The organism is Achromobacter sp. 10T422 (genome assembly GCF_056394065.1).
This window is the reverse complement of the sequence record NZ_JBFTHD010000001.1, coordinates 107,465-121,769: the sequence shown is the minus strand read 5'-3', so window position 1 is coordinate 121,769 and position 14,305 is coordinate 107,465. Positions and strand designations below refer to the sequence as shown.

The window sequence follows — 14,305 nt, the reverse complement described above, 5'->3', positions numbered from 1 at the left end:
TGCAAGGTCATGCCCCAAACACCCGCCGCGCGCAGGGCCACGCCCTATACAATTTGCGCTATGACTTCCCCCAAGATTCCCGAATCCCTGCGCCGCATCGTGCTGGCGTCCAACAATGCCGGCAAGTTGCGTGAGTTTTCCGCCTTGTTTGCTCCCCTGGGTATTGAGCTGGTGCCCCAAGGCGAACTCGGCGTGCCGGAAGCCGAAGAGCCGCACGTGACCTTCGTTGAAAACGCGCTGACCAAGGCGCGCCACGCCAGCCGCCTGACCGGGCTGCCCGCGCTGGCCGATGATTCCGGCCTGTGCGTGGCCGCGCTGAACGGCGCGCCCGGCGTCTATTCGGCCCGCTACGCCAAGATGCATGGCGGCGAAAAATCCGATCAAGCCAATAACGCGTTGCTGGTGCAGCACCTGGCCAACGTGGCCGACCGCCGCGCCTGGTATGTGGCCGTGTTGGCGCTGGTCCGTTCCGAAAACGACCCGTGCCCGATCATTGGCGAAGGCCTGTGGCACGGCGAGATCATTGATCAGCCCGAAGGCGCCAACGGCTTTGGCTACGATCCGCATTTCTATCTGCCCGACATGGCGCTCACCGCCGCGTCGCTCGACCCCGAAGAAAAGAACCGGGTCAGCCATCGCGCCCGCGCCTTGCGCGAGCTGCTGAGCAAGCTCAGCCAGGCTTAAGGGGCGCGCCCGCCGCGTCCGCCCCAGGAAACCCGCATGTCCATCATCATTCCCATCCGCAACGACATGGGCGCGCCCGCCTCGCGCCTGCGCGTGCCGGCCGGCGCCACGCTGTCGAGCCTGCCGCCGCTCTCTATCTATGTGCACGTGCCGTGGTGTGTGCGCAAGTGCCCGTATTGCGATTTCAATTCCCACGCCGCGCCGGGTGAGATTCCCGAACGCGCCTATCTCGATGCGCTGCGCAGCGACCTTGAGCAGGCGCTGCCGTCCATCTGGGGCCGCCAGGTCGTGTCGGTATTTATTGGCGGCGGCACGCCCAGCCTGTTGTCGTCTGCCGGCCTGGACGAACTGCTGGCCATGCTGCGCGCCTGTCTGAACGTATGGCCCGACGCCGAAATCACCATGGAAGCCAACCCCGGCACCGCCGAGGCCAGCCGCTTCCGCGACTATGCGGCCAGCGGCGTCACGCGTTTCTCGTTGGGCATCCAGAGTTTCGACGACGCCCAGCTGAAGAAGTTGGGTCGCATCCACGATTCGGCGCAAGCCCGCGCCGCGATCGACATGGCGCAACAGGCGGTATCGCGCGTGAACCTGGACATGATGTTCGCCTTGCCGGGGCAGACGCTGGACGCCTGCGTGGCAGACCTGCGCGAAGCCATCTCGTTTGGCACCGAGCATTTGTCGCTGTACCACCTGACGATGGAACCGAACACGGTCTTCGCCAAGTTTCCGCCCGAAGACCTGCCCGACGACGACACCAGCGCCGCCATGCAGGACGCCGTCGAGGCCGAACTGGCGGCTGCCGGCCTGGCGCGCTATGAAGTGTCGGCGTACGCCAAGCCCGGCGCCCGGTGCCGGCACAACGTGAACTACTGGGAATTTGGCGACTACCTGGGCATTGGCCCCGGCGCGCACGGCAAACTGTCATTCCATGACCGTATCGTGCGCGAGGCGCGCTTGCGCAGCCCCGACTCCTGGATGCAAGCCGCGATGGCGCGTGACGGCAGTCACGTATCGGAAAGCCGGCAGGTCGGCCCTGACGAGCTGCCGTTCGAATTCATGCTGAACGCGCTGCGGTTGAAAGACGGCGTGCCCAGCACCGCGTTCAATGAGCGCACTGGTTTGTCGCTGGCGGCCATTGCGCACCAATTGGAGGCAGCCTCTAAACGGGGCTTGCTGGACGCCGATCCCACCCGCCTGAAGGCCACGCCATTGGGTTGGCGGTTCCTGAATGACCTTCAGGAAATGTTCCTGTAGTGGTGCAGCACCAAACTGGGGCAATCATGCCCCACTATTTGCACCAAAGTGGTGCTACATTTTTCCATGACCGTGCGGCTTTCCCCGGGGAATCCCGGGGTAAAAACCTGGCACGCTTATTGCTTCCCTCTTTTATGCCAGTCGAGCGGCAAAGCCCTCGACCCTTTTATCTAATGGAGATGACATGGCAAGCCCGAAAGACGTCCTGAAACAGATCGCCGATAACGAAGTCAAATTCGTGGATTTCCGCTTTACCGATACGGTTGGCCGTGAGCATCACGTGTCCGTGCCCACCAGCCAGATCGACGAAGACAAGCTGGAAAGCGGCCAGGCTTTCGACGGTTCGTCGATCCCGGGTTGGAAGGGTATTGAAGCTTCCGACATGCTGCTCATCCCCGATTGCTCCACCGGCAATCTGGACCCGTTCCGCGAAGAGCCGACCCTGATCCTGTCGTGCGACGTTGTCGAACCGTCGGACCTGAAGGGCTATGACCGCGACCCGCGTTCGCTGGCCAAGCGCGCCGAAGCCTACCTGAAGTCCTCCGGCCTGGGCGACACCGCCTACTTTGGTCCGGAACCCGAATTCTTCGTGTTCGACGGCGTGACGTGGAACACCGACATGTCGGGCACGTTCGTCAAGATCAAGTCCGAAGAAGCCTCGTGGTCGACCGGCCTGGAATTCGAAGGCGGCAACACCGGCCATCGTCCCGCAGTCAAGGGCGGCTACTTCCCCGTTCCCCCGGTTGATTCGTTCCAGGACATGCGCTCGGAAATGTGCCTGTTGATGGAACAAATGGGCGTGCCGGTTGAAGTGCACCACCATGAAGTGGCTGGCGCTGGCCAGCTGGAAATCGGCACCAAGTTCAGCACGCTGGTTCAGCGCGCCGACTGGACGCAGATCGTCAAGTACGTCGTGCACAACGTGGCCCACGCCTACGGCAAGACCGCCACGTTCATGCCCAAGCCCATCGTTGGCGACAACGGTTCCGGCATGCACGTGCACCAATCCATCTGGAAGGATGGCCAAAACCTGTTCGCAGGTAACGGCTACGCCGGCCTGTMGGAATTCGCGCTGTACTACATCGGCGGCATCATCAAGCACGCCCGCGCCCTGAACGCCATCACCAACCCGGGCACGAACTCGTACAAGCGTCTGGTTCCGCACTACGAAGCCCCGGTCAAGCTGGCTTACTCGGCCCGCAACCGTTCGGCCTCGATCCGCATTCCGTACGTCGGCAACCCGAAGGGCCGCCGCGTCGAAGCGCGTTTCCCGGACCCCCTGGCCAACCCGTACCTGGCTTTCTCGGCCCTGATGATGGCCGGCCTGGACGGCGTCCAGAACAAGATCCACCCGGGCGATCCGGCCGACAAGAACCTGTACGACCTGCCGCCGGAAGAAGACGCAAAGATCCCGACCGTGTGCTCCTCGCTGGAACAAGCGCTGGAAGCCCTGGACGCGGACCGCGAATTCCTGACCCGTGGCGGCGTGTTCAGCAACGACATGCTCAACGCCTACATCGACCTGAAGATGGGCGATGTGAATCGTCTGCGCATGACGACGCACCCGGTCGAATTCGACATGTACTACAGCCTCTGATCGTTTAGAGGCTGTGGCGGGGGGGAGCGCGATGATGTAGGCAGAAACCAGGGCCCACACCACGCGCACCACCAGGTCGCGGCTCGACGGTTTGTCCGCCAGGCGATGCCTGGCGGGCAGGGCGCCGGGTTCCGGCGCCGCCGTCGCGGGCGCGTTCCGCTTTCCCCCCTGTCATTCGGGTACGTTGAAAAATGAATGTAGAAGCTCTCGATCTGCTTGCCACGTCCGTTTTCCTGGTCAACGAGCGCGGTCACATTGAGTACGCCAACGCCGCCGCCGAGGATTTGTTCGGCCGCTCGCGCAAGCAACTCTGCGGGCACTCCGCCGCCACGCTGTTCGACACCCCAGAAAACATCCAGTCCTCCATCGACCGCGCCGCCGCCGGCAGGTACGCCGACGTCAGGCAATTAGCCTCGTTGCGCCGCGCCGCCGAGTCCGTCGAAGTCGCCGTCACCACGGTGGGGCTGACCGGCCAACGCTGGCCGGTACTGATCGAAACGCGTGAGATCGAGCAGCGCGTGCTGGCCGACCGCAACCATCGGCTGGTTGATGAAATCGAAGCGCACCGCGAGCTGTTGCGCAACCTTGCACATGAAGTGAAAAACCCCTTGGGCGGTTTGCGCGGCGCCGCGCAATTGCTTGAAGCCGAGCTGCCCAGTGCGGCGCTGGCCGAATACACCCAGGTCATTATTTCCGAAGCCGACCGCCTGCAGGCGCTGGTGGACCGCTTGAGCGGCCCGCAACGTGTGCCGCTGAATGCGCGGCCGGTGAACATCCACGAAATTTGCGAGCGCGTTTGCGCGCTGATTCAGGCCGAGTTCCGCAACGACGTCACGATTTTGCGCGACTACGACGCCTCGGTGCCTGACTTGAAGGGCGACGCCGCCCGCTTGATGCAGGCCGTGCTGAACGTGGCGCGCAACGCCGCGCAAGAACTCGTCGCGCGGCCACAAGGCCCGCAGACGGAACCGGGCGTGGTCACCTTGCGCACGCGGGTTGCGCGCCAAGTCATGCTGGCGCACCGGCAACACCGGCTGGCGCTGGTGCTGTCCATTATTGATAACGGTCCCGGCGTGCCGGACCATATCCGTGACCGCATTTTCCACCCGCTGGTCACGGCCAGGGCCGGCGGTACCGGGCTGGGCTTGAGCCTGGCCCAGGACTTCGTGCAGCAGCACGGCGGCATCATCGAATTTGAATCCCGACCCGGGCGTACCGAGTTTCGCCTGGTCCTACCGATGGAGCCCGCACACTGATGAAACCCGTATGGATCGTCGATGACGACCAGGCCATCCGCTGGGTCCTCGAAAAGGCCCTGGCCCGCGCTGGTGTCCCCACCCGCAGTTTCTCCCAATCGGCTGACGTGCTGGAAGCGCTGTCGCGCGAAACGCCCGTCGCATTGGTGTCCGATATCCGCATGCCTGGCGGCAATGGTTTGGAGCTGTTGCGCCAGTTGAAAGAACGGCATCCCGGCTTGCCGGTCATTGTGATGACCGCGTTCGCCGACTTGGACAGCACCGTGTCCGCCTTCCAGGGCGGCGCGTTTGATTACCTGGCCAAGCCGTTCGACGTGAACGAAGCGGTGGCGCTGATTCAGCGCGCCATGCAGGAATCCGCACAGCCCGAAACGCCCGAAGGGCAGGGCGAGTCCGCGCAGAACAACGAACGCTGGATGATGACGCAGTCGTCCTCCACCGCGATGCAGGAAGTGTTCCGCGCCATTGGCCGCCTGGCGCAGTCGAAAGTCACGGTGTTGATCACCGGGGAATCGGGCACGGGCAAGGAATTGGTGGCGCGTGCGTTGCACGGCCACGGCGTGCGCGCCAGCGGCCCCTTCGTGGCGCTGAACGCGGCGGCCATTCCGCGTGATCTGCTCGAAGCCGAATTGTTCGGCCACGAGCGGGGCGCGTTTACCGGCGCCAACAACTTGCGCCGCGGCCGCTTCGAGGAAGCCCACGGCGGCACGCTGTTCCTGGATGAAATCGGCGACATGCCGATTGAATTGCAGACGCGTTTGCTGCGTGTGCTGGCCGAAGGCAGCTTCTATCGCGTGGGCGGCGCACAGCCGGTGCGCGTGGACGTGCGCATCGTGGCCGCTACCCACCAGCCGCTTGAGCAGCGCGTTGAACAGGGCTTGTTCCGCGAAGACTTGTTCCACCGCCTGAACGTCATCCGCCTGCGCCTGCCGCCTTTGCGTGAGCGCGTGGAAGATATTCCAGCCCTGGCTCAGCATTTCCTGACCGCCAGCGCCCGCACGCTGGGCGTGCCGGTTAAACGTTTGACGCCGGATGCGTTGGCCGTGCTGACGAAGTTCGACTTCCCCGGCAACGTGCGCCAGCTGGAGAACTTCTGCCATTGGCTGACGGTGATGGCGCCCGGCCAGACGGTAGACCGCCAGGATCTGCCACCGGAAATTCGTGCGCTGGAGCATCAGCAGCAAGCCGGGTCGGCGCCGCTGCGTCCGGCGGCGTCCGTGCCCAGCATCGGTACGGTTGTGCAGGCATCATCGGTTGTCGACGACGGCGCGCCACGCAACTGGCAAGATTCGTTGCTGCGCGATGCACAGTACCGCTTGGAACGCGGTGAGCCGGCAGTGATGGCGACGCTGACCCGCCAGTTTGAAAAGATCCTGCTGCAAAGCGCGCTGGACGCCAGCCGCGGCCGCCGCGTGGAAGCCGCATCGCGTTTAGGGATTGGGCGCAATACGATCACGCGCAAACTGCGCGAATTGGGGATCGAGGACGAGTGATAGATGGGGGGCGCGCGGTGCGCATCCCATTCCTATGGGATGACATGGCGCGCTCCACCCACCGCAAGAAAGCAAGCAACCCCCGCGCGAAACCCATCACCCCATCCCCAACAAACTCTCACATAACCGCGGCGATTTCAGCTTCTGCAGCCACCACTTCAGCGCTTCTCCCGGCGCTTCGGCGCGCCAGGCATACGCCACGTGTTCTGTCAGCGCCATGCCCTCATCCGTGTCGCACACCACCAGCAAGCCTTGCGACAAATACGGCGCGGCCATCGTCAGCGGCAGATAGCCGCAACCCAGCCCGCGCACCTGCGCTTCGATCTTTGCCTGCATCGACGGCATCACCAGCGTGGGTTGATCCGCCAGAATCCCGCGCGATTGCGGCGGCAAATTTCGTGACGTATCGGCCACCACCACCGCGCAGTACTTTGTGATGTCCGCGCGGCTGAGCGGCTGCGGCAGCGACGCTAGCGGATGATGCGCCGCCACGCAGAAACCGAATTGCGTGGTGCCAATCGCCTGCGAACGATACGGCCCGGTCGGCTCCGCATGCGCGCCCGCACCAATGACCAGATCCGCACGGTTGGACGTCAGCGCATCCCAATTTCCGCTTAGCACTTCGCTGGAAAACCGCAGCGTGGTCGCGCTTTCCAGCGTTTGAAATTCATCGATCAAGTCATAGAGCGGCCGCCAGGGCAGCACGGCGCTAACTGCGATGCGCAGTTCCACTTCCCAGCCCGTTGCGATACGTTTGACGCGGCAAGCCAGGTCGTCTAACGATTGCAGAACATGCCGCCCGTCTTTCAACAGCGCTTCGCCCGCAGGCGTCAGCAGCGCGCGGTGGCCAGAGCGGTCAAACAGCAACACGTCCAGCCCGTCTTCCAGCTTGCGGATGGAATAGGTCACGGCCGAGGGCACTTTGCCCAGTTCGCGGGCCGCTTTGGCGAAGCTGCCGTGGCGGGCGATGGCGTCGACAAGAATCAGCAGTTCAGGGGTGATCGGTTGCATGGAAGAGGGGTGTTCAAAAAATTTGAATGAACTCGTCAAAATATAGCGCCAAACGCAGGGTTCGGCACGCGCAGAATATCACTCATGCCAGGGATGCAGCGGAACAAGCAGGACAAAAGCCTGAAGCGCTGCACCCGACAATCATTCATATTATTGAAACAGGAGTCCACAATGCTTACGATTCGCCGCGCTGCCGAACGAGGTCACGCCAACCATGGGTGGCTCGATTCGTTTCACACCTTTTCGTTTGCCAACTACTACGACCCGGCTCACATGGGCTTTGGCGCGCTGCGCGTGATCAATGACGACCGCATCGCCGCCGGCCGCGGTTTCGGCACCCACGGCCACCGGGACATGGAGATCATCACCTATGTGCTGGACGGCGCGATTGCGCACAAGGACAGCATGGGCAGCGGCTCGACCATCCAGCCCGGCAACGTGCAGCGGATGAGCGCGGGACGCGGCGTGATGCACTCCGAGTTCAACCCGCTGCCGGATACCGAAACGCACATGCTGCAAATCTGGATCGAGCCCGACGTGACTGGCATTGCCCCGGAATACGAAGAGCGCAGCTTCAGCGATGCGCAAAAGCGTGGCCGTCTGCAAGCGCTGGTGTCGCCCGATGGTGAAGATGGCTCGATGAAGATCCATCAAGATGCGCGGCTGTATGGCGGTCTGTTCGATGGTGACGAATCCGCCACGCTGAACCTGGCGGCCGGCCGCCGTTCCTGGATCCATGTGGCCCGGGGCAGCATCGTCGTCAACGGCACCGAGCTGTCCGCCGGCGACGCCGTGGCGATCACGGATGAAAGCCGTGTCGAGCTGTCGGGCGGCAAGCAGGCCGAAGTGCTGGTGTTTGACCTGGCGTAAGCCCACGTGCCGGGCGGATACGATCCGCCCGGCACGATTGCGTTTTGGCCATCTGGCCGTGACTGAGATTTAAGATGGCCGTTGGCCTATTCATGCGGAGCGCTACAACATGTCTACCTTGTCCGAAGCAGGCGAAAACCAGATCGAAACCATTGTGGTGCCGCGCACCAGCGACCTGGGCGGTTTCTCCGTCCGGCGCGCCATTCCGTCGGCGCAGCGCCGCAGCGTCGGGCCATTCGTATTCCTGGACCACATGGGGCCGGCGGATTTTGATATCGGTTCGGGCATTGACGTGCGTCCGCACCCACATATCGGGCTGTCCACCGTCACGTATCTGTATGAAGGGTCGATGGTGCACCGCGACGGCGTGGGCCATACGCAAACCATCCTGCCGGGCGAAGTGAATTGGATGACGGCGGGCCGTGGCATCGTCCACTCGGAACGTTCGTCGCCGGAAAGCCGGCTTGCGCCGCAGCGCCTCTGTGGCCTGCAGATTTGGGTGGGCCTGCCCAAGCAGCACGAAGAAACGGACCCGGGCTTCACGCATTACGGTTTGGACGCGCAGCCGGTGATTGAAGGTGAGGGCGTGCGCGCGCAGGTCGTGGCAGGTTCGCTGTTTGGCAAGACGTCGTCGGTGAAGACGCTGTCGCCGCTGTTCTATGGCGACCTGCAATTGCAGGCGGGCGCCACCACCGTTCTGCCGGCCGAATTCGAAGAACGCGCCGCGTATCTGGCGCAAGGCACGGTCGAGATCGATGGGCAAGAGTTTGAAAGCGGCCGCCTGGTGGTTTTCGCGCCGGGCCGCCCGGTGCAGATCCGCGCCAAGACGGCCGCGCGCTTTGCGTTGATTGGCGGCGAACCCTTGGACGGCCCGCGCTTTGTCTGGTGGAACTTCGTGTCCAGCAGCAAGGACCGCATCGAACAGGCCAAGCAAGACTGGCAGCGCACCCGCTTCGATCAGGTGGTGCCGGGCGATGAAACCGAGTTCATTCCGCTGCCCGAAGCCCGGGCGTAATGATGCCGCGTTAATCTGCTGCCGCGCGCGCTCGCGCGGCAGTATCATGCGCCTCCAAACCTTCATAACAACAGGATGGAGACTCATGCATCGCCACACGTTCAACCTTGCGCGCGGCCTGGCCGCGCTTGCGCTTATTCAAGGCGCATCCACCGCGCTTGCCGCCGGTTACCCGGCCAAGCCCATCACCTTTATCGTGCCCTACACGGCAGGCGGCACCACCGATCTGGTGGCGCGCACGGCCGGGCAGAAAGTGGCCGAGAAACTGGGCCAGCCCGTCATCGTTGAAAACCGCCCCGGCGCGGGCGGCAACATCGGCATGGACGCCGTGGCCAAGGCCGCGCCGGACGGCTACACGATCGGCTTTGGCGCGATCTCGACCAATGCGCTCAATCCCTTCGTCTACCCGAAGATGCCGTTCGACCCCACCAAAGATTTCACGGGCGTCAGCATGTTGGGCGCGTCGTCGGTCGTGCTGGAAACCGGCCCCGCGCTGAAGGTGGACAGCGTCAAGGACCTGGTCGCCTACGCCAAGCAGCATCCCGGCACCTCGTTCGGCACGCCCGGCACGGGTACGTCCATGCATTTGGCGGGCGTCATGTTCGACCAGCTGACGGGCGCAGGCATGCAGCACATTCCGTACAAAGGCAGCGCGCAAGCGTTGAACGATTTGTTGGGCGGGCACTTGCCCGTGATGTTCGACAACCTGCCTGCATCGCTGCCGCATATCAAGGCGGGCAAGGTGCATCCGTTGGCGGTCACGGGCAGCAAGCGCGCACCGGCTTTGCCGGATGTGCCCACGCTGGCTGAGCTGGGTTACTCGGGCGCTGTTGTAGACCCGTGGTTTGCGGTGTATGGCCCGGCGAACATGTCGCCAGAGGCCACGCGCGCGTTGAGCGAGGCCTTCCAATGGGCGCTGGCGCTGCCCGAAGTGAAAGACAAGCTGGAGCAGGCGGGCTTCATGCCCTACGGGTCCAGCCCGGAAGACGTTCAGCGCTTGACCGCCAGCCAGTATGAGTCGTTCAAGGCCCTGTCGCAGAAGGTGAAGCTGTCGGCGGACTGATGCCGCCAAGGCCTGAACACACACACGAATTGAACTGCCCCCGGAACTTGGGCCTGGACCCAACCTTCGGGGGGCAGTTCAAATCGCAGATTCGCAATCGCTGTCTCTCTAGCGGCCGCGGGCAAACGCTTGCTCGCGCCGCTCTTCCAATGCTTCACGGCGGATGAAGTCGCGCACGAAATCGCTGCGGGGATGATGGTGCAGGTTGTAAGGCGTATCCCATTGCGCGATGCAACCCTTGCTCATCACCCCGATGCGGTCGGCAATGGCGAAGGCTTCGGCCTGGTTGTGCGTGACCAGGATGGCGGTGTGGCCGGTGGTCTTGAGGATATCGCGCACTTCGAACGCCAAACGTTCACGCGTGTCCACATCCAGATTCGAAAACGGTTCGTCCAGCAGCAAGAGATCGGGCGAGGGCGCCAAGGCCCGCGCCAGCGCCACGCGCTGTTGCTGCCCGCCCGAAATCTCATGCGGATAACTGTTGGCCGCATGGGCCAAGCCCACCAGCGTCAGCATTTCGTCGACGCGGCGAGCGCGCTCGGGGCGCGCCAGCTTACGCAGCCCGAAGGCCACGTTCAGCGCCACCGTCAGGTGGGGGAACAGCGCGTAGTCCTGGAACATCATGCCCACGCGGCGCAATTCCGGCGCAACTTGTTCGCTCGGCGACGAGATGACCGTGCCATCCAGCAGGATGCGCCCGGCGCGCACGGGCTCAAAGCCGGCGATGGCGCGCAGCACGGTGGTCTTGCCGCAGCCGGATTCGCCCAGCAGGCAGCCGATGTGGCCGGCCGGCAAGCCCAGTGACAATTCCTGCACCACGGGTTTCAGCCCGGCGGGCGTTTCGTAGGCGAGGGAAAGGCGGTCGATTTCTAACAGATCGGGCACGATGATCAATGTCCCATTTTCAGATTGGTGCGCGCCAGCAAGATGACGGGCAAGAGGCCGGCCAGCACGATCGCAAGCGCCGCGACGGCGCCTTCCTCGTACGTGCCGCGCGCGGCTTCGGCGTAGAGCCACGTCGCCAGCGTGTCGAAATTCATGGGGCGCAGCAGCAGCGTTGCCGGCAATTCCTTCATGGCGTCCACGAACACCAGCAGCGCGCTGGCGGCCAGCGCGGGCCGCAACAGGGGCAGGTGAACGCGGCGCAAAGTGCCGGCAGAGCTTTCGCCCAACAGGCGCGAGGCCTGTTCAAGCGACGGCGGAATGCGCGCCAGCCCGGCTTCCAGCGCGCCAGTGGAAATGGCCAGGAAGCGAATCACATAAGCGCAGACCAGCGCAGCCATTGAGCCCATCAGGAACAGGCCCGTGCCGCCGAATACTTTGGCCACAGCGGTGTCGATCCACACGAATGGGGTCAACAGCCCAATGGCCAGCACGGTGCCAGGCACCGCGTAGCCCAAGCTGGCGATACGCGCGCAGGCACGCGCCGGGTTGAAGCTGGCGCTTTCGCGCAAGGTGCGCCCGGCCCAAGCCACAATCAGCCCGCAAATCAAGGTGACGATGGTGGCGCTGAACGCCACGATCAGCGTGTTGCTCAAGCCGTTGATCAACTGGTCCGACACGCCGCCCACCAGGTGCAGGCGCTTGTAGGTTTCATAGATCAGGTACGCGGCAGGGGCGACGAAACCGATCACGACGGGAATCCAGCCCAACAAGGCGGCAATGCCTGCCGCAACACCGTGCAGGCGGCGCGGCTGCATCGGGCGCATGCGCTGCGTGTTGGCATAGCGTTGGCGTTTGCGGCCATGGCGTTCCAGCATGATCAGGCCGATCACAATCGCCAGCATCGTCAGCGCAATCTGCGCCGCGCCCGCCAGATCCGATCGCGTGACCCACGTGGTGTAGACCGACACCGTCAACGTCTGCACGCCCAGAAATTCGGACGCGCCGATATCGTTCAGCGTTTCCAGCAACGCCAGGCTGACGCCCACGACAATGGCGGGCCGCGCCAGGGGCAGGGCGACGCGGAAGAAGACGGCCACCCGGCCAGCGCCCAAGGTGCGCGCGGCTTCAAGCAGGCTGGCCGCTTGCGTCATGAACATGACGCGGGTGCTCAGGTAAACGTACGGATACAGCACGAAGCCCAGCACGAAGATCGCGCCGTAGATGGACCGCAGATCAGGCAAGCGGAACTGGCGCGGGCTGTCATAGCCCAGCAGCGCGCGGATGGCGGTCTGGATCGGGCCGATGGGGTGCAGCAGGTCCAGGTAGGCAAACGCGATGATGTAGGTTGGCACTGCCAGCGGCAGCAGCAGCGCCCAGGTCAGGATGCGGCGGGTCGGGAAGTCGTAAGCGGTGACCAGCCAGGCGGCCCCCGTGCCCAGCAACGTCACCATCACGCCCACGCCGGCCAGCAGCATCGCGGTGTTGGCCAGTGCGTGGGGCAACACGTAGGTCGCCAGATGCTGCCAGTGGGCCAATTCGCCGCCCAGCGCCCACCAGGCCAGCGTCAGCACCGGGGCCAGGACGGCCAGCGCAATCAGTCCAGCGCCTGTCAGCCAGCCAGCGCCGCGTTCAGTCCAGCGCAAACGCAGCGGCCGGGGCAAAGATTCAGTGTGCATGCTTCAAGGTCGATTGCATCAATGGCAAGGCCTGTTCCCTTCAAAGGAAGGGAACAGGCCCAATACTGCCTCATGGTTGCGCCACGCCAAGGGGCGTGACGCGCGCCACGGGTCGATCAGTTGTCGAAGCCGACCTTGTCCACCAATTCGCTGGCTTGCTTGCGATGCTTGGCGATCTCGGTCAGGGGCAGCGGATCAACCTTCAATTCGCCAAAGCTGGCGATGACGGGGTCCAGCTTCACGCCCTTGCGGACGGGGTATTCGTAGTTGGCTTGGGCGTACAGCGCTTGGGCGGGCTCCGACACCAGGAAGTCCAGCAGCTTGATGGCGTTGGCCTTGTGCGGCGCGTGGGCGGCAACGGCGGCGCCGCTGACGTTCACGTGCGTGCCGCCGCTTTTCTCATTGGCGAACGTCGGGCGGATGACCTTGATGGCGTCGCCCCACTTGCGGGCGTCGGTGCCGGCTTCGGCGTTCTTCATGTGGCCGACATAGTAGGCGTTGGCCAGGCCGATGTCGCAGATGCCGCCCAGGATGTCACGGGCCACGTCACGGTCGCCGCCTGCCGCCTTGCGGGCCAGGTTGGCTTTCACGCCACGCAACCACTTTTCAGTGGCTTCGGCGCCGTCATGCGCGATCATCGACGCGACCATGGCGGTGTTGTAGGGGTGTTGGCCCGAACGGATGCAAACCTTGCCCTTCCACTTCGGGTCGGCCAAGTCTTCGTAGCGGAAGGACTCCAGCTTCAAGTCCTTTTCCACATACAGCACGCGGTCGCGCAGCGACAGCGCAAACCACTTGCCGTCAGCGCCGCGCAGGTTGGCGGGGATCACGGATTCCAGGGTTTCGGACTTGATCGGCTGGGTCACGCCGCCATCCACCAGGTCCAGCAGGTTGCCGATGTCCACCGTCATCAGCACGTCGGCGGGCGACTTCGAACCTTCAGCCTTGACGCGTTCCAGCAGACCGTCCTTGACGAAGACGGTATTGACCTTGATGCCGCTTTCCTTCGTGAACGCATCCAGCAGCGGCTGGATCAGCTTGGGTTCCCGGGTGGTGTACAGGCTGACTTCTTCGGCGGCGTTGGCCGAAACGGTGAAGGCGGCGGCGCCTGCCAGCGCCAGGGCGCGCAGCAGCGAATTCAATTGGGGACGCTTGGTCATGTCGGAAACTCCGGCTAGGGCTGCAAGGGGCGCACCCCTTGCCAATGCTGAAAGTGCTTGAAAAGCGGTCTGCTAACGAAAACGATTATCAACTGAGACCGCGACAATAACAGGAAGCATTGCGCTGTTCAACTTTTCGTCAGCATGACCGCAGGAGGGGGTTCAGAAGCTTGATCCCTATCAATTCGGCATAAGCGTATTACGGAATAATGAGAGCAATTCCCATCGAGACCCTGTAGAATAGGGCTTACCCTAATGCCGGCCGCGTCTTTTGTGCGGAGCGGAACGACCACGCGGCGCCCTCGGGCTCACACCCGGAAGCCGCCCTAACTGAATTC

The 14,305-nt window shown here is 63.7% G+C and carries 12 protein-coding genes; 8 read left to right on the top strand and 4 right to left on the bottom strand.

Annotated features, from left to right (window positions below; genetic code table 11):
* The first annotated feature begins 60 nt into the window (after positions 1-60).
* The 5 genes from rdgB to ntrC all read left to right on the top strand — a co-directional run bounded on the left by rdgB (position 61) and on the right by ntrC (position 6,287).
* On the top strand, positions 61-684 hold the full coding sequence (gene rdgB, locus AC1DB0_RS00485; RefSeq protein WP_054421894.1) for an RdgB/HAM1 family non-canonical purine NTP pyrophosphatase: 624 nt from the start codon (positions 61-63) through the stop codon (positions 682-684).
* A 36-nt stretch (positions 685-720) separates the two neighbouring features.
* Positions 721-1,941, top strand: coding sequence for a radical SAM family heme chaperone HemW (gene hemW / locus AC1DB0_RS00480; protein WP_054421895.1), 1,221 nt, complete (start codon positions 721-723; stop codon positions 1,939-1,941).
* 184 nt (positions 1,942-2,125) lie between these two features.
* On the top strand, positions 2,126-3,538 hold the full coding sequence (gene glnA / locus AC1DB0_RS00475) for a type I glutamate--ammonia ligase (protein WP_476758564.1): 1,413 nt from the start codon (positions 2,126-2,128) through the stop codon (positions 3,536-3,538).
* A gap of 191 nt (positions 3,539-3,729) precedes the next feature.
* Positions 3,730-4,794 carry a nitrogen regulation protein NR(II) gene (gene glnL, locus AC1DB0_RS00470; protein ID WP_046804936.1) on the top strand — a complete coding sequence of 355 codons (1,065 nt, stop codon included), beginning with the start codon at positions 3,730-3,732 and terminating at the stop codon, positions 4,792-4,794.
* The gene (gene ntrC / locus AC1DB0_RS00465) at positions 4,794-6,287 is read left to right on the top strand and encodes a nitrogen regulation protein NR(I) (RefSeq protein WP_054421899.1); all 1,494 of its coding nucleotides are present in this window, start codon (positions 4,794-4,796) and stop codon (positions 6,285-6,287) included. Before glnL ends, ntrC begins: the two co-directional genes overlap by 1 nt.
* A gap of 96 nt (positions 6,288-6,383) precedes the next feature.
* On the opposite strand, the gene AC1DB0_RS00460 is transcribed toward ntrC, so the two are convergent.
* Positions 6,384-7,298, bottom strand: coding sequence for a LysR family transcriptional regulator (locus AC1DB0_RS00460; protein WP_175169012.1), 915 nt, complete (start codon positions 7,296-7,298; stop codon positions 6,384-6,386).
* A gap of 171 nt (positions 7,299-7,469) precedes the next feature.
* Here AC1DB0_RS00460 and AC1DB0_RS00455 point away from each other — a divergent pair, with 171 nt between their 5' ends.
* The 3 genes from AC1DB0_RS00455 (at position 7,470) to AC1DB0_RS00445 (ending at position 10,246) form a co-directional block, all read left to right on the top strand.
* A complete protein-coding gene (locus tag AC1DB0_RS00455) occupies positions 7,470-8,168 on the top strand; it encodes a pirin family protein (protein WP_054421902.1) in 699 nt (232 codons plus the stop codon).
* Between the two features lie 109 nt (positions 8,169-8,277).
* Positions 8,278-9,183: a pirin family protein gene (locus tag AC1DB0_RS00450; protein ID WP_054421907.1), complete on the top strand. Its 906-nt coding sequence runs from the start codon at positions 8,278-8,280 to the stop codon at positions 9,181-9,183.
* An 85-nt stretch (positions 9,184-9,268) separates the two neighbouring features.
* Positions 9,269-10,246: a Bug family tripartite tricarboxylate transporter substrate binding protein gene (locus tag AC1DB0_RS00445; RefSeq protein WP_476756810.1), complete on the top strand. Its 978-nt coding sequence runs from the start codon at positions 9,269-9,271 to the stop codon at positions 10,244-10,246.
* Between the two features lie 108 nt (positions 10,247-10,354).
* Here the strand turns inward: AC1DB0_RS00445 and AC1DB0_RS00440 are convergent, their stop codons facing one another.
* The 3 genes from AC1DB0_RS00440 to AC1DB0_RS00430 form a co-directional block, all read right to left on the bottom strand.
* Positions 10,355-11,131 (bottom strand): ABC transporter ATP-binding protein, encoded by a 777-nt coding sequence (locus AC1DB0_RS00440; protein WP_476756811.1) that lies wholly within the window; start codon positions 11,129-11,131, stop codon positions 10,355-10,357.
* Between the two features lie 5 nt (positions 11,132-11,136).
* Entirely contained in the window at positions 11,137-12,807 is a 1,671-nt protein-coding gene (locus AC1DB0_RS00435) for an ABC transporter permease (protein ID WP_054421912.1), read from the bottom strand.
* 116 nt (positions 12,808-12,923) lie between these two features.
* On the bottom strand, positions 12,924-13,967 hold the full coding sequence (locus tag AC1DB0_RS00430) for a Fe(3+) ABC transporter substrate-binding protein (RefSeq protein WP_054421913.1): 1,044 nt from the start codon (positions 13,965-13,967) through the stop codon (positions 12,924-12,926).
* Positions 13,968-14,305: the final 338 nt, after the last annotated feature.